We start from the raw sequence: 21,300 nt of genomic DNA on the forward strand, positions 1-21,300 counted from the left end.
CCGCGCTTGACTTTCCATGCTGGACACACGGCGGAGCGCGAGCTTCAAGCTGGCCGCCCCTCCTGAGGAGGTGGGGCGGGCCGCCCTGCGCTTGAGCTGGCTTCTGTGCGCCCTTGCGGCGGCGGCGATCGTGAGCGGCGCGATACGTGGAACAGCAGAGGCGTCCCGCTCCCTTCCGGAGGGCCTGTCCTGGAAGGTGGTCGAGGAATCGGACCCGTCGATCGCCTGACACCGTGTCGAGCATGCGCCCGCCTGCCGTACGGTCTTCTCCTGACCGAACTGGTGTTGCGGGGACGCCGAGTCATGCCGTCGAGCCCCGGATGCCGTGCTGGTGTCCTGGGACCCGATTGGACTACTGCCCGGGCAGCAGGCGAGAGTGGACCGCATCGTCCTGAAACATCCCTCCTGGAGCGCACGTTGTACACGGCAGATCCCGCCCGCTACGAGGCCATGCCCTATCGCCGCACCGGACGCAGCGGTCTGCAGCTACCCGCGCTGTCGCTCGGTCTGTGGCACAACTTCGGTCCTGACCGCCCGGTGGAGACGCAGCGGCAGATCCTGCGCCGCGCCTTCGATCTCGGCGTCACGCACTTCGACCTGGCCAACAACTACGGGCCGCCGCCCGGCGCCGCCGAGTCCGCCCTCGGTGACGCCCTGAGCGCGGACCTCGCCCCCTACCGCGACGAACTCGTCATCTCGACCAAGGCCGGCTATCTCATGTGGCCCGGCCCGTACGGCGAATGGGGCTCGCGCAAGTACCTGCTGTCCTCGCTCGACCAGAGCCTGAAGCGGATGGGCCTGGACTACGTCGACATCTTCTACTCGCACCGCCCCGATCCCCGGACACCGCTGGAGGAGACGATGGGGGCCCTGCACTCGGCGGTGCAGCAGGGCAAGGCGCTCTATGTCGGCGTCTCCAACTACTCGCCCGAGCAGACCCGCGAGGCCGCCCGCATCCTGGGGGAGCTGGGTACCCCGCTGCTGATCCACCAGCCGCGCTACTCGATGCTCGACCGTCGCCCGGAGGAAGAGGGACTCCTCGACGCCCTGGAGGAGCTCCAAGTCGGCTCCATCGCCTACTCGCCCCTGGAACAGGGACTGCTGACCGCCCGTTACCTCGACGGGATTCCGGCGGGCTCACGTGCCGCGAGCGAGAGCCCGTTCCTCAGTGCCGACTCGGTCACCGAGGAACTGGTGGGGCAGCTGCGCGCGCTCGACGACATCGCCAAGTCCCGCGGCCAGTCGCTGGCCCAGATGGCCCTGGCCTGGGTGCTGCGCGGTGGACGGGTGACCTCGGCCCTGGTCGGCGCGAGCAGCCCGCGGCAGCTGGAGGACAGCGTCGCGGCGATCCGTAACCTGGATTTCGACGCGGACGAGCTGGCGCGGATCGACGCGGTCATCAAGCCGTAAGGGCGTTCACTGACCACGCAGGGGAGCGGGCGGCCGGCCGCGCACGCGGCCGGCCGTCGACCGCGTCAACCGTGCGGTTGTGCCGCTCCGCGACCTGGCGAAGACTGGTCGGGGTAGGGGCAACCGACTACGGCAGGCGACGCGCGGCCGTGTGTCGTCGGCCGGACGGGTGGTCAACCGTGACGATCTCACCCTTCGGGTCTGGTGACCCGTTCTCCGAACTCTTCAACCGCTTCTTCGGCATGAGTCCGGCGACCTCCCCGCCGGCCGTGCAACGCGTTCCCATCGGTCGTCTCCTCAGCGACTCCTCGCAGGAACTGCTCGCCGCCGCCGGAGGCCGGGCGGCCGAGGACGGGTCCGATCTCGACATCGTGCACCTGTTGTGGGCCGCCACTCAGGTGTCGACGGGCCGCCAGATACTGGAGCAGGCCGGTGCGGATCCGGACCGACTCGCCGCCGACCTGCAGGAATCGCTGCCCACCGGGACCGGTACCGGGGAGCCCGCGCTCACGCCGGCCGCCAAACGTGCTCTGCTCGCCGCCCACGCCCGTTCCCAGGCGGCGGGTGCCTCTTACATCGGCCCGGAGCACATCCTCGCGGCGCTGCTCGACGATCCGCGCTCGCCGCTCGCCCGGACCCTGCGGGCCGAGGGTGCCTCGCCCGGTGCGCTCAGCGGCCCCGCCCGCGAAGGGCGCGCCGAAGGCGGCCACCCCGACACCCCTACGCTCGACCAGTACGGGCGCGACCTCACCGACGAGGCACGCAGCGGCCGCCTCGACCCCGTGGTCGGCCGGGCCGGCGAGATCGAGCAGACCGTCGAGGTCCTCTCCCGCCGGACCAAGAACAACCCGGTGCTCATCGGTGACCCCGGCGTCGGCAAGACCGCGATCGTCGAGGGCCTGGCACAGCGCGTCGTCGCGGGAGAGGTCCCCAAGGCACTGCGGGACCGCCGTGTCGTCGCGCTCGACATGGCCGGCCTGGTCGCCGGGGCGCAGTACCGGGGCCAGTTCGAGGAACGGCTGAAGAAGGTCATCGACGAGGTCACCCAGGCCGAGAAGGGCATCATCCTCTTCCTCGACGAACTGCACACCGTCGTCGGGGCGGGCGCCACCGGCGAGGGCTCCATGGACGCGGGTAACATCCTCAAGCCCGCGCTCGCCCGTGGCGACCTCAGCGTCGTCGGCGCCACGACCATCGACGAGTACCGCAAGCACATAGAGAAGGACGCCGCGCTCGAACGCCGTTTCCAGCCGGTCATGGTGCCCGAGCCCAGCGTCGAGGAGACGATCGAGATCCTGCGCGGACTGCGCGACTCGTACGAGGCCCATCACCAGGTCCGCTACAAGGACGAGGCGCTGGACGCCGCGGCCTCCCTCTCCGACCGCTACATCAGCGACCGGTTCCTGCCCGACAAGGCCATCGACCTCATGGACCACGCCGGCGCCAGGGTCGGACTGCGCAGCGTGGGCGGCTCGACCGAGGCCGCGGAGCTGGAGGACCGCCTCACCCGGCTGCGCCGGGAGAAGGACGAGGCGGTCAGTACCGAGGACTTCGAGCGCGCCGTCGAACTCAAGCGTGAGGTAGGCGAGTTGGAGGAGCGTCTCGGCTCGATGGGGGACGGCGGGGCACCGACGCCCGCCGTCACCGCCGAGGACATCGCCGAGGTGCTCTCCGCGCGTACCGGCATCCCGGTCTCCCAGCTGACCGAGACCGAGAGGGAGCGGCTGCTGAAGCTGGAGGACGTCCTGCACGAGCGGATCATCGGCCAGGACCAGGCGGTCACCGCCGTGTCGCAGGCCGTCCGGCGCGGCCGGGCCGGTATGGGCGACCCTGACCGGCCCACCGGCAGTTTCCTCTTCCTCGGCCCCACCGGTGTCGGCAAGACGGAACTCGCCAAGGCGCTGGCGGAACTCCTCTTCGGTGATCCCGACCGTATGGTCCGCTTCGACATGAGTGAGTTCCAGGAGAAGCACACCGTCTCCCGCCTCATCGGCTCCCCGCCCGGATACGTCGGCTACGAGGAGGCCGGCCAGCTCACCGAGGCGGTGCGCCGCAAGCCGTACAGCGTCGTGCTGTTCGACGAGGTCGAGAAGGCCCACCGGGACGTGTTCAACCTGCTGCTGCAGGTCCTGGACGACGGACGGCTCACCGACGCCAAGGGGCGCACGGTGGACTTCCGCAACACCGTCGTCATCATGACCAGCAACATCGCCTCGAAGCGCATCCTGGACCACCATGGCGATGTCGAGGAGATCAAGGATGATCTGATGGCGGAGCTCCAGGCGCACTTCCGCCCCGAGTTCCTCAACCGGATCGACGAGGTCATCGTCTTCCACGCGCTGGGCCGCGAGGACCTGGTGCGGATCGTCGACCTTCTCCTGGAAGGCAGCCGGCGCCGGCTGCACGCCCAGCGGATCGGTCTGGAAGTCACCGGGGCGGCGGAGGAATGGCTGGCCGAACGCGGGTACCAGCCGGAGTACGGGGCCCGGCCGCTGCGCCGCACCATCCAGTCCGAACTCGACAACCGGCTGTCGAACATGCTGCTCGAAGGCACGCTCAACCCGGGTGACACGGTCGTCGCCGACGTCGCGGACGACAAGCTGGTCCTCAGCCTGAAGGCGAAGCCGACGACGGACGAGAAGGCGGCGGAGGCGAAGGGCGCGATGGGTACGGCGGAAGCCGGGCGGACCGCTGACAAGGGCGGACGCACGGATGCGACGTCCACGTCCGAGGACACCGGTGAGAGCGGTGTGCCGGGCAGCCCGGAAGGCTGTGAAAAATAGCCTTCCAGCCGCCCGGCCCGGTGCCCTACGCCGCGCCCGCCGGGACTCGGTCCAGGAATCCGTGGACGGTGCGGATGCGCCCGTCGCCGTCCAGCTCGATCACGTCGAAGCCTGCGACCGGCGCCGAGCCGTCGGCCGCGTTCACCAGTTCCCAGGTGAAGCGGGCGATGTCGTGGTGCCCTTCGACCGTGCCCGACAACTGGAAGGAGAAGCCGGGGAACTGTGCGTGTGCTGCCGCGATAACGGCCGCGATCTGCTCGTGGCCGCTGACGTCGGCCAGCGGATCGGTGTAGCTGCCGTCCGCGGTCCAGGCGGCGGCGACCGCCTTGGTCAGCGTCTCGGGGTCACTCGCGTTCCACGCCTCGAGATAGCGGGCGACGGCGGACTCGTAGCGATCGTTGACTGCGGACATGGCAGATCAGCCTCCATCGAGGTCGTACGTGCTGGTCAGAAGCCGGATTCCGGGGGGTGTTGCGCCCGCCGGAAGCCGACACCGAAACCATGCCCGGTCGTCGCCGGGGGCGTCGATTACCTCCCGGGTAAGGGGAGCGGACGTCCGGTCGTGAGCCGCGACCCCGTTTCGGCCACCGACAGCCGTGAGCATGCCAGGAGACTGGCTGAAATCACATGGTGACAGAGTGTCAGATGTGGCGATACTCGATACACAGGGTGATTCGGCCACGGCCGAAAAGTGCCACCGCGCACCTTGGTCCGGGTCGCCCCCGTGCACAGCGAGCGAATGAGCACCGCAATGGGGAGCGATCGTGCACGATGAATTCCTGTGTCATGTGACGGCATACGGCGTATGTGGCGGCCGGCGCGTCGGCGTCCCTCTCGGGACCTATCGCGCGCCCACCCTGGCCCTCGCCCTGTGGTGGATGCGTGACCGCGCCTCCTGGATCGCCGAACGGCTCGACCCGGACCCGGGCAACCCACTCTTCCCGCCGAACTCCGTCGCTCCCGTCGCCGAGACCGTTCCCGACGTGCCGAACCTGCTGCGTGCCTGGTGCGGCGACCCGGCCCAACAGCAGCGCGCGGCCGACGAGTTGGCTGCCGGACGGCTGATTCGCGTCGCACTCAGCGACGACACCACCGAGTACGAACTGCTCGCCGAGTCCGTGGACGCGCTACGCATGCAGAGGTTCGTCCCCGTGCTCTCCACCCCGGCGGCATGATCCCGCGCGGCACCGCTCCTCAGGGGACCTCGCGCCATCGGCGTATCCCTCTGGCGAGCAGCCCGCCGGCGAACCCGGTGACCAGACCCCACGCCACGGCCGTCCCGAGCGCGGTCCCCAGGTTCGGTTTCAGGAACAGTACGCCGGACAGACCGCCATCCAGGTCGCCGATGCCGATGAGCGACAGACCGTAGTGGGCCGAGATCCGGCAGAGCAGACAGATCATGAGCACGGTCAGCACCAGCGCGACCGCCATGTGCACCGCGTGCTGCCACAGCCGCGTCCGTGCCGGTGAGCGCGCCGCCATCACGAACGCCGCGGCGAGCAACAGCACGGCGTTGACGACCACGAGCCACCACACCCGGCCGTCGTGGGCGGCCAGTGTGCGCAGGTTCAGCGTCGCGATGCCCGGGGTGCGCAGAACCTCGTCGAGCAGATGCGGCATGGGCAGTGCGAACGGCCCGTCCGCGCGGCCGTTCCAGGTGGCGCCGAGGCCGAGGGTGAGCGCCAGCCACACCACGTTGGGCAACCCCAGCAGGATCACCGCGAACGTCTCGGCCGGGTGCCCGCGCGTCGCCGCCACCACCAGCGCGATGACGCAGCCCACGGCCACGTACGTGAGCAGCAACGCCACCATGGCGTACGCGGCCGGGCGCACCGACTCCCGGAAGCGCAGCAGGCCGGTCGGCAGCGGGGCCCCGCGCTTCACCAGCAGGGCGAGGAGCAGCACACCCGCCAGCCACAGCATTCCGAACAGCGCCGTGAGCGGCGGATCCGTCGTGTAGCCGACCTGAGGGGAGATGTCGAACAGGCTGCCGATGTCACCGATGGTCCCGTGGCCGAGCGGGATCGTGAAGGTCTGATGGGCCGCGAGCGCGAGTCCGACGAGCGCCGGCAGCCACAGCACGGCGATCCGGGCGGCCCAGCCCACCAGTTCGGTCGCGCCGGCGACGGCCCGGTGTCGCAGGGGCCGCAGGAAGCCCGCGGCGATGACCAGTGCCCCGGCGAGCGTCACCGACAGCGGTATCACCGTCAGTCCCGCACGGGTGCCGGCGAGCGTGCCCGCGTGGCCCGCCAGCCGCACGCTGCCGCCCACTGCGGCGACGACGCAGGCCACGACCACCCGGGGGAACCCGTTGTCGGGCAGGTCGGTGCCGCCCGCCGCCCACAGCCCGAGCGCGGCGACCACGCCCATGACGACCAGCCCGGCCAGCACTGTCACGGCGGCCGGGATCCAGCCGTGCGGGGCGAGAGGCGGACCGCCGGTGCGGGCGACGGGCCGGCCGGGCGAGGGGGAAACGCTCACATGGCCACGCTAAGCAGCCCGCGCCCGTGCCGCCTGCCGACGGGCCTGGCATGCCTGGGGGCGGGGGCGACGCCGGGGCCATGGGTGATCGGCGGTGTCCAGGTACCAGTCGCAGCGGGGTCGCTGAGGCGTTCGGTGGGGGTGGGGCAGAGGCCCGGCGCCGGGGGATTCACCGAGGGCAGAACGCCGATCCCTTTCCGTGGCGCCCGGTTTCCCTAGGCTGAGGAGGTGAGTAATCATGCGCCGAACGAAGCCCGCGTCATCCCGTTGCGCCCGCAGACCGTGCCGCCCCACGGCGGCGGGGCGACCCGCACCCCGCCGCAGCCGGGGCGGACGCCTCAGGCGCCCGCGCCCAGGGAGCCCCTGTGGCGTGACCTGGTCGGTGATGTGCTGCGCCGCGAGCGCCTCGCCCAGGAGCGCACGCTCAAGCAAGTCGCGGAGGCGGCCCGGATCTCGATGCCGTACCTGTCCGAGTTGGAGCGCGGCCGCAAGGAGGCCTCCTCCGAGGTTCTCGCGGCCGCCGCCCAAGCCCTCGGCCTGGGCCTGTCCGACCTGCTCTCGCTCGCCCAGGACGAGCTGGTGCGGCACACCCGCAGCAGGGTGGGCCGGGACCGTGGCCGTACCTCTCCGACGGCGCAGTACAACGGCCTCTGCCTGGCCGCCTGACCGGCTCGCGGACATCCGGCGCCCGGCCCACCGGGTCGGGCGCCCGACCCGGCGGGGTCAGACGAACGCCAGCCGCCGACTCAACACCTCGTCGGCGAGCCCGTACGCGACTGCCTCCTCGGCGGTGAAGACCTTGTCCCGGTCCATGTCGGCGCGCAGCGTCGCCACGTCGTGGTGCGTGTGCCGGGCGAGGACCTCCTCCACCTGGGCACGGACACGGACCATCTCCTTGGCCTGAAGGCTGAGATCCGAGACCGTGCCCTGCCGTCCACCGGCGGCCGGCTGACCGAGCAGCACCCGGGCGTGCTGGAGCACGAACCGCCGCCCGGGGTCTCCGCCGGCCAGCAGCACCGCCGCCGTCGACGCGGCCTGCCCGACGCAGAACGTGGAGATCGGGGCCTGGACGAACGTCATCGTGTCGTAGATCGCCATCAGCGAAGTGAAAGACCCACCGGGCGAGTTGATGTAGATCGAGATCTCGTGTTCCGGGTTCGCCGACTCCAGATGCAGGAGTTGCGCGATGACGACGTTCGCCACACCGTCGTCGATCTCGGTACCGAGGAAGATGATCCGCTCGGAGAGCAGCCGACTGAAGACGTCGTACGACCGCTCGCCCTGCGCGGTCCGCTCGACGACGTACGGAACCGTGTACGAACCCATGTCACAACCCCATCCGTCGGCGTGAGGCGGCCGGGCGGACATCGGCGAGCGACTCCACGACCCGGTCGACCATTCCGTACTCCCTGGCCTGTTCGGCCGTGAACCAGCGGTCCCGGTCGCCGTCGCGCGAGATCGTCTCCTCGGTCTGCCCGGTGTGCTCCGCGGTGATCCGCTCGATGGCCTTCTTGGTGAACTCCAGGTTCTCCGCCTGGATCTCGATGTCGGCGGTGGTGCCGCCGATGCCCGCCGACGGCTGGTGCATCATGATCCGCGCGTTCGGCAGGGCGAGTCGCTTGCCGCGCGTCCCCACCGTGAGCAGGAACTGGCCCATGCTCGCGGCGAAGCCCATCGCCAGCGTCGACACGTCGTTGGGGATGAGCCGCATGGTGTCGTAGATGGCGAGCCCCGCGGTGACGGACCCTCCGGGGCTGTTGATGTACAGGCTGATGTCGGTACGCGGGTCCTCGGCCGACAGCAGAAGCAACTGGGCGCAGACGCGGTTGGCCGACACCTCGTCGACCTGCGTGCCCAGGAACACGATCCGCTGGGCGAGCAGTTGCGCGGCGAGATGGTCGTCGAAGCGGCTGGGTGGTGTGTCGCCCTCTTCCGCGCGGGGCGAGAGAGTGGTGAGCGGAGTCATCGGTTCTCCTGTCGTGGCTCTGTGCCGTCGACTCCACTCTTGACCCCGCACGACCCGCGGAAGCGGTTTCTCTGCCCCCGGCAGATTCGCCAGGAGCAGAGCTCGGCTCAACCCTTCTCGCGCAACTGCCGGAAGAATGCCCGGATATCACCGACCAGATGATCGGGCTCCTCCATCGCCGCGAAGTGCCCGCCGCGGTCGAACTCGGTCCAGCGCACGATGTTCTCGGTCCGCTCCGCCCTGTGCCGCAGCGGGACCTGGATCTCGGCGGGGAAGACGGCGAGCGCGGTCGGGGCGGTAGACGGCTGTGTAGGCGCGGCGGCCCGGCCCCGGGCATGCGCCCGCTCGTAGTAGATCCGGGCGGAGGAACCGGCGGTGCCGGTCAGCCAGTACAGCATCACATTGGTGAGCAGCCGGTCCCGGTCGACGGCCTCCTCGGGCAACTCGTCCGAGTCCGTCCACTCCATGAACTTCTCGACGATCCAGGCAAGTTGACCGACCGGTGAATCCGTGAGCGCGTAACCGAGCGTCTGTGGGCGGGTGGAGTGCAGGGCGGCGTATCCCGCACCCTCTCGCTGCCACTCGGCCCAGCGGTGCCACGAGGTGAGCGTGCGCTCTCGCTCCGACGGGCTCAGCGCGGCCAGTTCCTCGGTCGTCGGTTCGGTGGTCTGCTGGGCGCCCGGCAGCAGGTTGAGATGGACGCCGATCACCCGGTCCGGGTGGGCACGGCCCAGTTCACGGGAGATCGCCGCGCCCCAGTCACCACCCTGCGCGCCGAAGCGCCGGTAGCCGAGTCGGTCCATCAGGCGGGCCCACGCGTCGGCGACCCGGCCCGCCTCCCAGCCGGTGTTCGCGGTGGGCCCGGACAGCCCGAACCCCGGAATGCTCGGCACCACCACATGGAACGCGTCGGCGGGATCGCCCCCGTGGGCGGCCGGGTCGGCGAGCGGTCCGACGACCTCGAGGAACTCGACGATCGATCCCGGCCAGCCATGGGTGATGATCAGCGGGGTGGCACCCGGCTCCGGGGAGCGGACATGGGCGAAGTGGACATGCGCCCCGTCGATCTCCGTCGTGAACTGCGGCCATGCGTTCAACCGCGTCTCGGCGGCCCGCCAGTCGTAGTCCTGGCGCCAGTACCGTACGAGCTCCCGCAGATAGTCGCGGGGAACCCCGTACGCCCACCCCACTCCCGGCAGCTCGTCGGGCCAGCGGGTGCGGTCGAGACGGTCGTACAGGTCGTCGAGGTCGCTCTGCGGGATGTCGATGCGGAACGGCCGGATGCTCTCAGCAGGCGTTGACGTCATGGTCGGGATGCTATTTCGGGGGAGTGGACCCGCCATGTGGATTATTCCGTGCCCCGACCGATGAGTTCCGTCACGAGGATCGGTCGATACGGATGACAACGCTCATGCTCCAGGAGGCACGCATGGCCAGCAAAGGACTCACCACCTGTCTCTGGTTCGACGGCCAGGCCGAGGAAGCCGCGCACCACTACGTCTCGATCTTCAAGAACTCCAGCGTCGGGCGGATCAGCCGCCACACCGAGGCCGGACCGGGCCCCGCCGGCTCCGTGATCACTGTCGAATTCGTGGCCAACGGCAGCAAGTTCGTCGCGCTGAACGGCTCGCACGGCCCTGAGTTCACGTTCAACCAGGCCGTCTCCTTCCAGATCCACTGCGACAACCAGGAGGAGGTCGACTCCTACTGGAACAAGCTCACCGAGGGCGGCGGCGAGCCCGGCCCGTGCGGCTGGCTCAAGGACAAGTACGGCGTGTCCTGGCAGGTCGTCCCGAAGGTGCTCATGGACATGGTCGGCGACCCGGACCCCGACAAGGCCGCTCGCACCATGCGGGCGATGTTCTCGATGGGCAAGCTGGACATCGCCGCCCTGGAGAAGGCGTACGCGGGCGAATGACACGCTTCGCGGGCTGAAGCCCGCGGATCCTGGCTTCCGGCCCGGTGCTCCGCTGCTTCGCGGCACGAACTCCGGGCCGGATCCCATGGCTTGCCGACTCCGGGCAGGGCGGAGGAACAGAACCGGACGAGTCGGAATGGGCAAGAGAGCTGCGCGAGCGACGCGGAAGCGCTGTAATGGCAACGTGGTCAGTAAGGGCGCCACGGGGCGCGGGACGAGTACGCCGCGTGCCGAACTTGCCCTCAAGACGCTCAGCGCGGACCTCGACCCCCGCGAGCGCCTGCGCCGTGTACTCGAACAGGCGCTTGTCTTCACCACGGCGACCCTGGCTGCCGTCTACACCCCTGACGAGGACGGCCACCACCTGTGCCTGGCCGAGTCGGTCGGCGTGCCGAGGGCACTGTACGGGCTGCGCGACACCTACCCTCTCTCCGGCGCGGCGCCCGCCGTGAAGGTGCACCACTCCCGGCGGGCCCTGTGGCTCACACCCGAGGACCTGACCCGCCGCGCGGACGCCCGACGGCTGTCGGACGGGGGCTTCTCCGTGGGGGTGCTGCCGCTGCGCGACGGCGGATGCCTGACCGCGGTCAGCGACAGTCCGGACGGCTTCGACGCCGACGACCGCGCCTGGCTGCGGCGCCTGGCCGAAGCCGTCACCAGTCCGGCGCCGATCACGGCGGACACGGGGGAGCTGCCCGGCAACGCCTTCAGCCTCGCCATGGACTCCGGCCGTGTCGAGGTCGACGACGGGATGCTGGAGCTGTTCGGAATCGACCCGGACCAGTTCGACGGCACGATCGAGTCCCTGCTCGCCCAGACCGTGCCGGAGGACCTGCCCTCGCTGATGTCCGTGGTCGAGGCCGACCACATGTCCATCGGCGACCGGGAGCTGGAGTTCCGCATCCTCCAGCCCTCCGGCGAGCCGAGGTGGCTGCGGCTGCGCGGGCACCTGCTGCCCGCGGCGGAGGGCCGCCCCGCGCGGCTCACCGGCACGGTCGCCGACGCCTCGAAGGAACGCCCCTCCGTCAGCGATGTCACCCGCGTTCAGCGGCTCGCCGCGGCCCTCGCCACCGCGGGCACCGTCCGCGACGTCAGCCGGGCCGTGGTCGCCGCCCTGCGCGCACCGTTGCGGGCCGACCGCATCGCCCTCGCCGAGCTGGAGTCCGACCGGCTCGTCGTCACCGTCCTCGACCCGCCCGAACCGGAGGCCTGGCCCGAGCTGTGGCGCGCCGAGTGGCGCTCGGAGTGGCCCGACGCCCCCGTGCGCGCCATGCCGACCCTCGCCGCGGCGCTGCGCGAGGGCCGTGCCGCCGTCTGGTCCGGAGGCACGGCCCTGGAGCCCCCGCTCGCAGAGGTCGGCCCCGGCGGTCTCGCCGTGCTGCCGCTGCCCGCGGGCGGGCGCACGGCAGGGGCCTGCCTGATCGGCTGGGACAGCCCGCACGACTTCGGCCCCGACGAACGTGCTCTGCTGACCGCCGTGGCGGGCCTGGCCGGGCAGGCGCTGGCGCGCGCCCGCGCCTTCGACGCCGAGCACGAACTGGTCGGCATGCTCCAGCGTGCCCTCCTCCCGCGCCGTCTGCCCCGGCTGCCGGGTGCCGTCGCCGTGGCCCGCTATCTGCCCACCACCGCGGACCTGGAACTCGGCGGCGACTGGTATGACGTGATCCCGCTGCCCGACAACCACGTCGCCCTCCTCATCGGCGACGTCCAGGGCCACAGCGCCGGCGCCGCCACCCTGATGGGCCAGATGCGCACCGCCCTGCGCGCCTACGCCGTCGAGGGCCATCCCCCGGACGTCGTCGTCTCGCACGCCAACCGGCTCCTCGTGGACATGGAGTCGGACCTCTTCGCCACCTGCTGCTATGTCGACGTCGACATGGAGCAGGGCATCGCCTGGTACGTCCGCGCCGGACACCCCCCGCCCGTACTGAGGTACCCGGACGGCAGTACGGAGATCGCCGAGTCGGACGGCGGACCGCCCCTCGGAGTAGTCACCGAGGCCGACTTCCCGATGAGCCAGCTGCGGCTGCAACCCGGCACACTCGTCGCCCTGACCACGGACGGCCTGGTCGAGTCCGCCCAGCTAGACATCGAGGTCGGTCTCGCACGCCTGGCCGACGACCTGTCCGCCGCCGACCCGGCGCGCCCCGGGCTCGTCGCGGACGCCCTGCTCGCCGGGGCCAACCGCAGCGACGACGTGGCCCTCCTGCTCATGCGCTACGACGGCATGGCGGTGCGCCCGCTGCGGGAGAGCTGGACGGTGTGGCGCGTCCCCGAGGCGGTTCGGCACGCCCGCCGCTTCACCCGGCGCACCCTGCGTGCCTGGGGTGTGACGGAGGAACCCGACACCGCGCTGCTCGTCGTCTCCGAACTCGTCACCAACGCCCTCGTCCACACCGACGGCCGGGTCCGCCTCGACCTCACCCTCGTCGACCACCGGCTGCGCGTCGCGGTCGCCGACTCCTCACCGCGGACGCCGGTCAAGCCGACGAACATCGGCTGGGAGGCGACCGGGGGCCGCGGCATTCTGCTCGTCGAGGCCGTGTCCGCCGCGTGGGGAGCACTCCCGGTCAGCGGTGGCAAGCAGGTGTGGGCGGACGTCGTGCTGGACCAGTCGCCGGCCGCGGCGGACGCCTGACGCCGGGTGCCGCGCGCCGACCGTCATGGCACCCTGGCGTCGTGCGCCTGCTCCTGATGTCCGACACCCACCTGCCCAGGCGGGCCAGGGAACTACCCGAGCAACTCCTGGCCGAACTTCCCCGCGCCGACGTCGTGGTGCACGCCGGCGACTGGGTGGACCTCGCCACGCTCGACCTGCTGGAGCGCCTGTCCGCCCGACTGATAGGCGTGTACGGCAACAACGACGGTCCCGCCCTGCGCGCCCGGCTCCCCGAGGTGGCTCGCGCCGACCTCGCCGGACTGCGCCTGGGCGTCGTCCATGAGACGGGCCCCGCCCAGGGCCGGGAACGCCGCTGTGCCGAGCGCTTCCCGGACCTCGACGTACTGGTTTTCGGCCACAGCCACATCCCTTGGGACAGCACAACGGACACCGGCCTGCGCCTGCTCAACCCGGGCTCCCCGACCGACCGACGCCGCCAGCCCCACTGCACCTACCTGACCGCGACCGTGACGGAGGGCGAGCTGACGGAGGTGGAACTGCACCGGCTGCCCGCCCGCACGGCCCAGCCGGACTGAACGGCTCAGGCACGCCGGTACCGGCGAACGACGAAGTACACCAGTGCGGCCGCCACGAGGGCCACCGGGCCCGCGAGCCGCCTGGCCACCGGAACGCCGGCGGTGCGCAGCAGATCGATGGACTCGGCGGGCGCGGCCGGGCCGGCGGCGGCCTGCGGCGCGGGCTCGGCCTGTGCCGCCGCACCCTGCTCGTCCAGACGCTGCGCCAGACAGTCCGCGAACTGGCCGACCAGCTTGTCGCCGACCTCCGCCAGCACACCGCGACCGAACTGTGCCGGGCGGCCCGTCACGGTCAGGTCGGTGCGCACCGAGACGGTCGTACCACCGCCGTCCAGGGGCGCGAGCGTGCCCGTCACCGTGGCCCGCGCGGTGCCCTGCCCCCGGGTCTCCTTGCCGTTGGCGGTCAGCACCATCCGGTGTGCCACCTCGTCCTGCTCCTCGAAGACAGCCGAGCCCCGGTAGGTCACGGTGACCGGGCCGACCTTCACCTTCACCGACCCGGTCACGGTCTTGCCGTCGTACTCCTCGACCGTCGCGCCCGGCATGCACGGCGCGATCCGCTCGATGTCGAGCAGCGTCCGCCAGGCGTCCTCGATGGGGACCGGGACCGTGAACTCGTGGTGCAGCTCCACTGTTCCTCCTCAGAGCGATTCGGGACCGGACCGGTGGATCGCCCCTGCCGTCGCCGTCAGGGCTGTTCCGCTGCCGCCCCACCGCAGCGACACGATCTCGGCGGCGACGGACACCGCGACTTCCTCGGGTGTCCGTGCCCCGAGATCCAGGCCGATCGGCGAGCGCAGCCGGGCGAGTTCCGGTTGCGACAGCCCGGCCTCGGTCAGCCGCTTCATGCGGTCGTCATGGGTGCGGCGGCTGCCCATCGCCCCGATGTACGCGGCCGGTCGGCGCAGCGCCTCCTCCAGCAAGGGAACGTCGAACTTCGGGTCGTGGGTCAGCACGCAGATCACCGTGCGGTCGTCGGTGGCCGTGCCCCGCAGAAAGCGGTGCGGCCAGTCCACGACCACCTCCACGCCCTCAGGGAAGCGTTTCGGGGTGGCGAAGACCGGGCGGGCGTCGCACACGGTGACCCGGTAGCCGAGGAAGTCGCCGATACGGGCGACCGCGGCCGCGTAGTCGATGGCGCCGAAGACCAGCATCCGCGGAGGCGGCGCGAAGGAGTGCAGGAACACGGTGACGGCGTCCTCGCGCCGCTCTCCGCGGGGGCCGTAGTGCCGCTGCCCGGTGGAGCCCTGGGCGAGTTCACCGCGCGCGTCGGCGGTGACCGCCACGTCCAGACCCGTGGAGCCTAGCGATCCCGACACCTGGTGAGGCCACACGGCGAGCGAGGCTCCGCGGGGCGCGGGACCGTCGACCACCGTCGCCACGGTCACCGGACGCCCCGCGGCCACCGACTCGGCCAGCGCTCCGAAGGACACGTCCTCGTCGGGTGTCACCCGGCGTACCAGCAGCGTGATCTCGCCCCCGCAGGTCAGCCCCACGGCGAACGCGTCCTCGTCGCTGTAGCCGAAGCTCGCGAGCCGGGCCGCGCCCGACTGAACGACCTCCTGGGCCAGCTCGAACACCGCGCCCTCCACACAGCCGCCGGAGACGCTGCCCACCACCTCGTCGCCGGGACCGACGGCCATCGCCGCCCCCGGGCCGCGCGGCGCGCTGCGGCTGACCGCGACGACGGTGGCCAGCCCGAACGGGGCTCCCGCCGCGTACCACCGGTGCAGCTCCGGGAGGATCTCACGCATCACGTGCTCCCTCGGTCACGGCCTTGCTCCTCTCGTCACTCCTCGTACCACCGCCGCAAGACGCTCCAGCGCGGCCAGGCTGTGTCCCTCGACGAACGCGTCCACGCTCGGCAGCGCCGCCGCCATGCCGGCGGCCAGCGGCGCGTAGCCGGGGCGCGCCTTGCGCGGATTGGCCCAGATCACCCGGTGCGCGAGCCGGTGCAGTCGGCGCATCTGACCCGCGAGCAGGGCCGGATCGCCGCGCTCCCAGCCGTCCGACAGCACCACCACGACCGCGCTGCGCGCCATGCCCCGCTGCCCCCACCGGTCGAGGAAGGCGCGCAGCAGTTCGCCGAGCCGGGTGCCCCCGCGCCAGTCCGGTACGGCCGCCGCGACGGCCGCCAGTGCCGCCTCGGGATCCCGGTCGGCCAGTTCGTGGGTCACCCTGGTCAGCCGGGTGCCGACGGTGAACACCTCGGTCCGGCGGCCGCGCACGGCCGCGTGCGCGAAACGCAGCAGCGCGTCCGCGTACGGGGACATGGAACCGCTGACGTCCACCAGCAAAACGACACGCCGGGGCCGGTCGGTGCGGGCGTGCAGCCGCGGGCGCGCCGGCTCGCCGCCGTGCCGCAGCATCTCCCGTACGGTGCGCCGGGGGTCGACGCCTCCGCGTCGCGCCGGATGGCGCCGCGCCGTGTGCCGGGCCTCGCCGCGCAGCGTGAACGCCGCCAGCAGGCGCCGCAGTTGCTCCCGCTCGGCCACGGTCAGCCCGGCGAAGTCGCGGTGGCGCAGGACCTCGGTGCGACTGGCCAGCGCGGGCGCCGCCAGGGCGTCCTCGGCCCGGGTGGCCCTACCCGCAGGCAGGTCCGTGCCTCGGACGGCAGCACGCAGGCGCGGCGGCGTCACTCTGCCGTTGCCGTGGACCGGAGCGCCCTCGAAGTAGGCGCCGAAGACCCGCTCGTAGCGCTCCAGGTCCTCCCGGCTCGCGCACAGCGTGAGCCGTCCCGCCCAGTACACGTCGGAGCGGGCACCGGGCCGCAGCACGTCGAGCGCGCGCAGGAAGACCTGGACGCGGTCCGGTCCGGCGTCGACGCCCGCCGCGCGCAGGGCGCGGGCGAACCCGACGAGTACGGCAGGCGGGTCGACGTCCATGTCACACCCCGCGCGCCGCGAGGATCGCCGACAGGTCGAGCCCCCGGGCCCGCTCCATGTCCTCCCGGTACTTCAGCACCGACCCCAGCGTGGCCACCGCCAGCTCCGCGTCCACCTCCGTGGCGCCCAGCGCCTCCAGCGCCCGGGCCCAGTCGATCGTCTCCGCGACACCCGGTGGCTTCACGAGGTCCTCGGCGCGCAGCGCCTGCACCAGGGCGGTGACCTGCTCGGCCAGCCGGTCCGCCACGCCCGGCAGCCTCCGCCGGACGATGGCGAGTTCCCGAGCGAAGCCGGGGTGGTCGAACCAGTGGTAGAGACAGCGGCGTTTGAGCGCGTCGTGCACCTCCCGTGTGCGGTTCGACGTCAGCACCACCACCGGAGGAACCTCGGCGCGCAGCGTGCCCAGTTCGGGGATCGTGACCGAGAACTCCGACAGCAGCTCCAGCAGGAACGCCTCGAACTCGTCGTCGGCGCGGTCGATCTCGTCCACCAGCAGCACACAGGGATGTGTCTCCAGGGCCTGCAGCAGCGGGCGGGCGATGAGGAACCGCCGGTCGTACAGCTCGCCCTCCAGTCTGTCCGGATCCCTGACCCCGGCCGCCTCCGCGGCCCGCAGATGCAGCAGTTGGCGCGGGAAGTCCCAGTCGTACAGGGCTTGGGAGGCGTCGATGCCCTCGTAACACTGCAGCCGGATCAGCGGCGCGCCGAGCGCCTCGGCGAGGGCCGACGCGAGCGCGGTCTTGCCCACGCCCGCGTCGCCCTCGCAGAAGACGGGCCGGTGCAGCCTGAGGGCGAGGAAGCAGGCGACGGCCAGCCCTTCGTCGACGAGGTACCCCGTCTTCTCCAGGCGTTCCCGCACCTCCTCGGGACCTCTCAAGCCGTCACTCCCCTCCCGCCGCGGCCAGCACCGCCCGCCGGGTGAGAACCCGGGCGAGATGCGCGCGGTACTCGGGTGTGGCCGACGGGTCCGAGGAGGGGTGGGTGCCCTCGGCCGCCGACGCGGCGGCCCGGGCGACGGCGTCCGGCGCCGCCGGGGCCCCGACGAGCTCCGCCTCACAGGCCGCGGCACGCAGCGGTGTCGCACCCATGTTCGTCAGCCCGACCCGTGCCTCGGCGATGTGCCCGTTCTCGCGCCGCACGAGCGCCGCCACACCGACCACCGCCCAGGCCTGTGCGACTCGGTTGAACTTCTCGTAGTGGAAGCCCCAGCCGTCCGTCTTCGGTACCCGTACCTCCACGAGCAGCTCGTCGGGCCGTAGCGCGGTCTGCAGGTAGTCGACGAAGAACTCCCGGGCCGCGATGGTCCGCCGCCCCCGCGGCCCCACCGCGACCAGCTCGGCGTCCAGGGCGAGCGTCACCGTCGGCAGATCACCGGCCGGATCGGCGTGCGCGAGCGAGCCCCCGAGGGTGCCGCGATGCCGTACCGCCGGGTCGGCGACCGTCCGCGTGGCCGCCGCGAGCAGCCCCGCGTACCGGCCCACCAGCGGATCCCGGATGACGTGGTGGTGTGTGGTCAGCGCGCCGATCACCAGCGTGTCGCCGTCCTCGCGCACCCCGCTCAGCCCGGGGATCCGGCCGACGTCCACGACGAGTTCGGGGAAGGCGAGCCTGAGGCGCAGCAGCGGCAACAGGCTCTGCCCGCCGGCCAGTACCTTAGCCTCCTCGCCTGCCTCGGCGAGCGTCTGTACCGCCTCGTCGACGCTCGTCGGCCGGGCGTAGTCGAATGCCGGGGGAATCATGCCGACGCCTCCTGAATGGCCTGCCAGACCCGCTCGGGTGTACAGGGCATCGCCACCTCGGTGACGCCCAGCGGCCGCAGCGCGTCGACGATCGCATTCACGACCGCCGGTGTGGCCGCGATGGTCCCGGCCTCCCCGACGCCCTTGGCGCCCAGCGGGTTGGATGTGGCGGGTGTCTCGGTCCGGTCCGTCACGAAGCCGGGCAGGTCCACGGCCGACGGTACGAGGTAGTCGGCCATGGTGCCCGACACCAGGTTGCCCTCGTCGTCGTACACCGCCTCCTCGTACAGGGCCTGCGCGATGCCCTGGGCGACCCCGCCGTGCACCTGTCCCTCGACGATCAGCGGGTTGACGACCCGGCCGACGTCGTCGACGCACACATACGACCGGATCGTCGACCGCCCGGTCTCCGTGTCCACCTCGACCGCGCACAGATGCGTGCCGTGCGGATAGGAGAAGTTCTCCGGGTCCATGATGTGCTCGGCGTTGATGGTGGGCTCCATGCCGTCGGGCAGGTCGTGCGACGAGAACGCCGCGAAGGCGATCTCCTGGATCGTGGTGCGCGCCTCGGGCGACCCCTTGACCGAGAACGCCCCGCCCACGAAATCCAGGTCGTCCTCGCTGGCCTCCAGCAGATGCGCGGCGACCCTCCGGGCCTTGCCCACCACCTTCAGCGCGGCCTGGTGCACGGCCGCCCCACCGACGACCAGCGACCGCGACCCGTAGGTGTCCATGCCCTGCGGGGCCGCCTGCGTGTCGCCGTGCACGACCTCCACGTCCTCGAACGGCACGCCCAGCACGTCGGCGGCGATCTGGCTCCAGGACGTCACATGCCCCTGCCCATGCGGACTGGTACCGGTGACCACCTCGACCTTGCCGGTGGGCAGCATGCGGATGCTCGCCGCCTCCCAGCCCCCGGCCCCGTACCGCAGGTCACCCAGGACCCGGCTCGGGGCGAGCCCGCACATCTCCGTGTACGTCGACACACCGATGCCGAGCCGCACCGTCTCGCCGCGTTCGTTGCGCTTCTGCTGCTCGGCGCGCAGGTCGTCGTAGCCGAACAGCGCGAGGGCCTTGTCCGTCGCGGCCTCGTAGTTGCCGCTGTCGTAGGTCAGGCCCGCCACCGACGGATAGGGGAACTCCTCGTGCCGGATCCAGTTGCGACGCCTCAACTCCACGGGATCCAGATCGAGTTCGGTGGCCAGCTCGTCCATGATCCGTTCGATGGCGTAGGTCGCCTCCGGGCGTCCCGCGCCCCGGTAGGCGTCGGTCGGCGTCCGGGTCGTGAACACACCGGTGCAGGTGAAGTCGTAAGCGTCCATCTTGTAGATCCCCGGGTACATGAACGCGCCGAGGATCGGGACACCGGGCGTGACGAGCATCAGGTACGCGCCCATGTCGGCCAGCAGGTCCACCTTCAGCCCGAGCAGTCTGCCTTCGCGGGTCGCCGCGATCTCGACGTCCTGGATCATGCCGCGGCCGTGGTGGGTGGCCAGATAGCCCTCGGAGCGGGACTCGGTCCACTTGACGGGGCGTCCGAGGCGGCGCGCGACGGTGAGGGCGATGGCCTCCTCGCCGTACACCTGGAGCTTGGAGCCGAAGCCGCCGCCCACGTCGGGGGCGATCACGCGCAGCTTGTGCTCGGGAACGCCGGTGACCATGGCGAGCATGATCCGCAGGATGTGCGGGATCTGGGTGGCCGAGTGGACGGTGTACTCACCGGAGGCGGCGAGCGGGGCGACCACGACGGCACGCGGCTCCATCGCGTTGGGGATCAGCCGCTGTTGCACATAGCGCCGCTTGAGGACGACGTCGGCGCGCTCCTTCACGCTCGTGTAGTCGTCTCCGGTGGCCAGCGGCCAGACGTAGCAGCGGTTCGTGCCCTTGTCGGCGTGGACCAGCGGGGCGTCCTCGGCGAGCGCCGCCTCCAGGTCCAGCACGGGCGGAAGGGGTGTGTAGTCGACCTCGACCGCCTCCAGCGCGTCGGCGGCCGCGTACCGGTCGCGGGCCACGACGACCGCCACGGGATCGCCCGCGTGGCGCACCTCGTCCACGGCGATCGGCGGATGGTCGGGCAGCACGATGTCCTCGGTCACCGGCCAGGCGCACGGGAGCGACCCCAGTCCCTCGGCGAGATCGCGCCCGCTGAATGCCGCGACGACACCTGGACGTTCGAGCGCCGGGGAGACGTCGACCCGGTCGACGCGGGCGTGGGCCATGGGGCTGCGCAGGATCGCGAGGTGCAGCAGCCCGGCCACCTGGATGTTGTCGGTCCAGGTGGTCTGCCCGGTGACGAGCCGGGCGTCCTCCTTGCGCAGCCGGGCCCGGCCGACCTCCCGCTCGGTCGTCCCGGTCACGACGCGACCTCCTGCTCGGAGGCGTCCAGGACGGCACGCACGATGTTCTGGTAACCGGTGCACCGGCAGAGGTTGCCCTCCAGAGCGTGACGCACCTCGTCCGCGGTCGGGGCCGGGTTCTCGCGGAGCAGATCCCGGGCCGCCATGATCATGCCGGGGGTGCAGTAGCCGCACTGCAGCGCGTGCCTTTCGTGGAACGCCTTCTGCAGCGGATGCCACTCGCCACCTCCCGCGAGCCCCTGGACGGTGGTCACTTCGCCGCCGTCGGCCTGGACGGCGAGTACCGAGCAGCTCTTGACGGTCTCGCCGTCGAGATCGACCGTGCAGGCGCCGCAGTTCGAGGTGTCGCAGCCGACGGGGGTCCCGGTGAGCCCCAGACGGTCCCGCAGGTAGTGGACCAGGAGGAGGCGCGGTTCGACCTCGTCCTCGTATGTGGTGCCGTCCACCTTCACCGAAATACGGGTCATGTGCCCTCCCGGAGAGCCAGGTGAGGGGTGCAGTCAGTTTACGTGACCTGCGTCACTGTAGGGCCGGGTGTCGGGGCGCGGCGAGTGGCGCGACAGAAA

Annotated in this window: 20 protein-coding genes; 8 read left to right on the top strand and 12 right to left on the bottom strand. The window is 71.6% G+C overall.

The genetic code is table 11. The annotated features are described in order from the left end of the window. Window positions 1-16: 16 nt before the first annotated feature. The 3 genes from ACWDEX_RS17160 to ACWDEX_RS17170 all read left to right on the top strand — a co-directional run bounded on the left by ACWDEX_RS17160 (window position 17) and on the right by ACWDEX_RS17170 (window position 4,193). Window positions 17-229 carry a hypothetical protein gene (locus ACWDEX_RS17160; RefSeq protein ID WP_450464268.1) on the top strand — a complete coding sequence of 71 codons (213 nt, stop codon included), beginning with the start codon at window positions 17-19 and terminating at the stop codon, window positions 227-229. Window positions 230-417: 188 nt separating this feature from the next. Beyond that, window positions 418-1,410, top strand: a complete 993-nt coding sequence (gene mgrA / locus ACWDEX_RS17165) for an L-glyceraldehyde 3-phosphate reductase (RefSeq protein WP_450464269.1) — start codon at window positions 418-420, stop codon at window positions 1,408-1,410. 179 nt (window positions 1,411-1,589) lie between these two features. Next, window positions 1,590-4,193: an ATP-dependent Clp protease ATP-binding subunit gene (locus ACWDEX_RS17170; RefSeq protein ID WP_450464271.1), complete on the top strand. Its 2,604-nt coding sequence runs from the start codon at window positions 1,590-1,592 to the stop codon at window positions 4,191-4,193. A 25-nt stretch (window positions 4,194-4,218) separates the two neighbouring features. Here ACWDEX_RS17170 and ACWDEX_RS17175 read toward each other — a convergent pair whose 3' ends face one another. After that, window positions 4,219-4,605, bottom strand: coding sequence for a nuclear transport factor 2 family protein (locus ACWDEX_RS17175; protein ID WP_450464272.1), 387 nt, complete (start codon window positions 4,603-4,605; stop codon window positions 4,219-4,221). 352 nt (window positions 4,606-4,957) lie between these two features. Between ACWDEX_RS17175 and ACWDEX_RS17180 the strand changes: the two genes are divergently transcribed. Next, entirely contained in the window at window positions 4,958-5,368 is a 411-nt protein-coding gene (locus ACWDEX_RS17180; RefSeq protein ID WP_450464273.1) for a hypothetical protein, read from the top strand. A gap of 19 nt (window positions 5,369-5,387) precedes the next feature. Here ACWDEX_RS17180 and ACWDEX_RS17185 read toward each other — a convergent pair whose 3' ends face one another. After that, the gene (locus tag ACWDEX_RS17185) at window positions 5,388-6,674 is read right to left on the bottom strand and encodes a streptophobe family protein (RefSeq protein WP_450464275.1); all 1,287 of its coding nucleotides are present in this window, start codon (window positions 6,672-6,674) and stop codon (window positions 5,388-5,390) included. 228 nt (window positions 6,675-6,902) lie between these two features. On the opposite strand from ACWDEX_RS17185, the gene ACWDEX_RS17190 reads away from it, so the two are divergent. Beyond that, window positions 6,903-7,340 (top strand): helix-turn-helix domain-containing protein, encoded by a 438-nt coding sequence (locus ACWDEX_RS17190; RefSeq protein ID WP_450464276.1) that lies wholly within the window; start codon window positions 6,903-6,905, stop codon window positions 7,338-7,340. Window positions 7,341-7,397: 57 nt separating this feature from the next. Here ACWDEX_RS17190 and ACWDEX_RS17195 read toward each other — a convergent pair whose 3' ends face one another. The 3 genes from ACWDEX_RS17195 to ACWDEX_RS17205 form a co-directional block, all read right to left on the bottom strand. Next, entirely contained in the window at window positions 7,398-8,000 is a 603-nt protein-coding gene (locus ACWDEX_RS17195; protein WP_450464277.1) for a ClpP family protease, read from the bottom strand. A 1-nt stretch (window position 8,001) separates the two neighbouring features. Further along, window positions 8,002-8,640 carry an ATP-dependent Clp protease proteolytic subunit gene (locus ACWDEX_RS17200; protein WP_450464279.1) on the bottom strand — a complete coding sequence of 213 codons (639 nt, stop codon included), beginning with the start codon at window positions 8,638-8,640 and terminating at the stop codon, window positions 8,002-8,004. A gap of 107 nt (window positions 8,641-8,747) precedes the next feature. Further along, window positions 8,748-9,947: an epoxide hydrolase family protein gene (locus ACWDEX_RS17205; RefSeq protein ID WP_450464280.1), complete on the bottom strand. Its 1,200-nt coding sequence runs from the start codon at window positions 9,945-9,947 to the stop codon at window positions 8,748-8,750. Window positions 9,948-10,069: 122 nt separating this feature from the next. Between ACWDEX_RS17205 and ACWDEX_RS17210 the strand changes: the two genes are divergently transcribed. From ACWDEX_RS17210 to ACWDEX_RS17220, 3 genes are all read left to right on the top strand, one after another. Further along, window positions 10,070-10,558, top strand: a complete 489-nt coding sequence (locus ACWDEX_RS17210; protein ID WP_450464281.1) for a VOC family protein — start codon at window positions 10,070-10,072, stop codon at window positions 10,556-10,558. Between the two features lie 184 nt (window positions 10,559-10,742). Next, a complete protein-coding gene (locus ACWDEX_RS17215; RefSeq protein WP_450464282.1) occupies window positions 10,743-13,196 on the top strand; it encodes a SpoIIE family protein phosphatase in 2,454 nt (817 codons plus the stop codon). 41 nt (window positions 13,197-13,237) lie between these two features. Then, window positions 13,238-13,753, top strand: coding sequence for a metallophosphoesterase family protein (locus tag ACWDEX_RS17220; protein WP_450464283.1), 516 nt, complete (start codon window positions 13,238-13,240; stop codon window positions 13,751-13,753). Between the two features lie 5 nt (window positions 13,754-13,758). Here the strand turns inward: ACWDEX_RS17220 and ACWDEX_RS17225 are convergent, their stop codons facing one another. From ACWDEX_RS17225 to ACWDEX_RS17255, 7 genes are read right to left on the bottom strand one after another with little or no spacing between them, the layout of a single operon-like run. Next, window positions 13,759-14,385: an SRPBCC family protein gene (locus ACWDEX_RS17225; protein ID WP_450464284.1), complete on the bottom strand. Its 627-nt coding sequence runs from the start codon at window positions 14,383-14,385 to the stop codon at window positions 13,759-13,761. Window positions 14,386-14,394: 9 nt separating this feature from the next. Beyond that, complete coding sequence (locus ACWDEX_RS17230) at window positions 14,395-15,507, bottom strand: XdhC family protein (RefSeq protein WP_450464285.1); 1,113 nt, start codon at window positions 15,505-15,507, stop codon at window positions 14,395-14,397. 15 nt (window positions 15,508-15,522) lie between these two features. After that, on the bottom strand, window positions 15,523-16,638 hold the full coding sequence (locus tag ACWDEX_RS17235) for a vWA domain-containing protein (RefSeq protein WP_450464286.1): 1,116 nt from the start codon (window positions 16,636-16,638) through the stop codon (window positions 15,523-15,525). Between the two features lies 1 nt (window position 16,639). After that, window positions 16,640-17,515: an AAA family ATPase gene (locus ACWDEX_RS17240; protein ID WP_450464287.1), complete on the bottom strand. Its 876-nt coding sequence runs from the start codon at window positions 17,513-17,515 to the stop codon at window positions 16,640-16,642. Between the two features lie 4 nt (window positions 17,516-17,519). Beyond that, on the bottom strand, window positions 17,520-18,377 hold the full coding sequence (locus ACWDEX_RS17245) for an FAD binding domain-containing protein (protein ID WP_450464288.1): 858 nt from the start codon (window positions 18,375-18,377) through the stop codon (window positions 17,520-17,522). Continuing rightward, window positions 18,374-20,734 carry a xanthine dehydrogenase family protein molybdopterin-binding subunit gene (locus tag ACWDEX_RS17250; protein ID WP_450464289.1) on the bottom strand — a complete coding sequence of 787 codons (2,361 nt, stop codon included), beginning with the start codon at window positions 20,732-20,734 and terminating at the stop codon, window positions 18,374-18,376. The genes ACWDEX_RS17245 and ACWDEX_RS17250 overlap by 4 nt, the downstream gene beginning before the upstream one ends. After that, a complete protein-coding gene (locus ACWDEX_RS17255) occupies window positions 20,731-21,201 on the bottom strand; it encodes a (2Fe-2S)-binding protein (protein WP_450464290.1) in 471 nt (156 codons plus the stop codon). Before ACWDEX_RS17255 ends, ACWDEX_RS17250 begins: the two co-directional genes overlap by 4 nt. Between the last annotated feature and the right edge of the window lie 99 nt (window positions 21,202-21,300).

Source organism: Streptomyces sp. NPDC001020, from assembly GCF_053599115.1.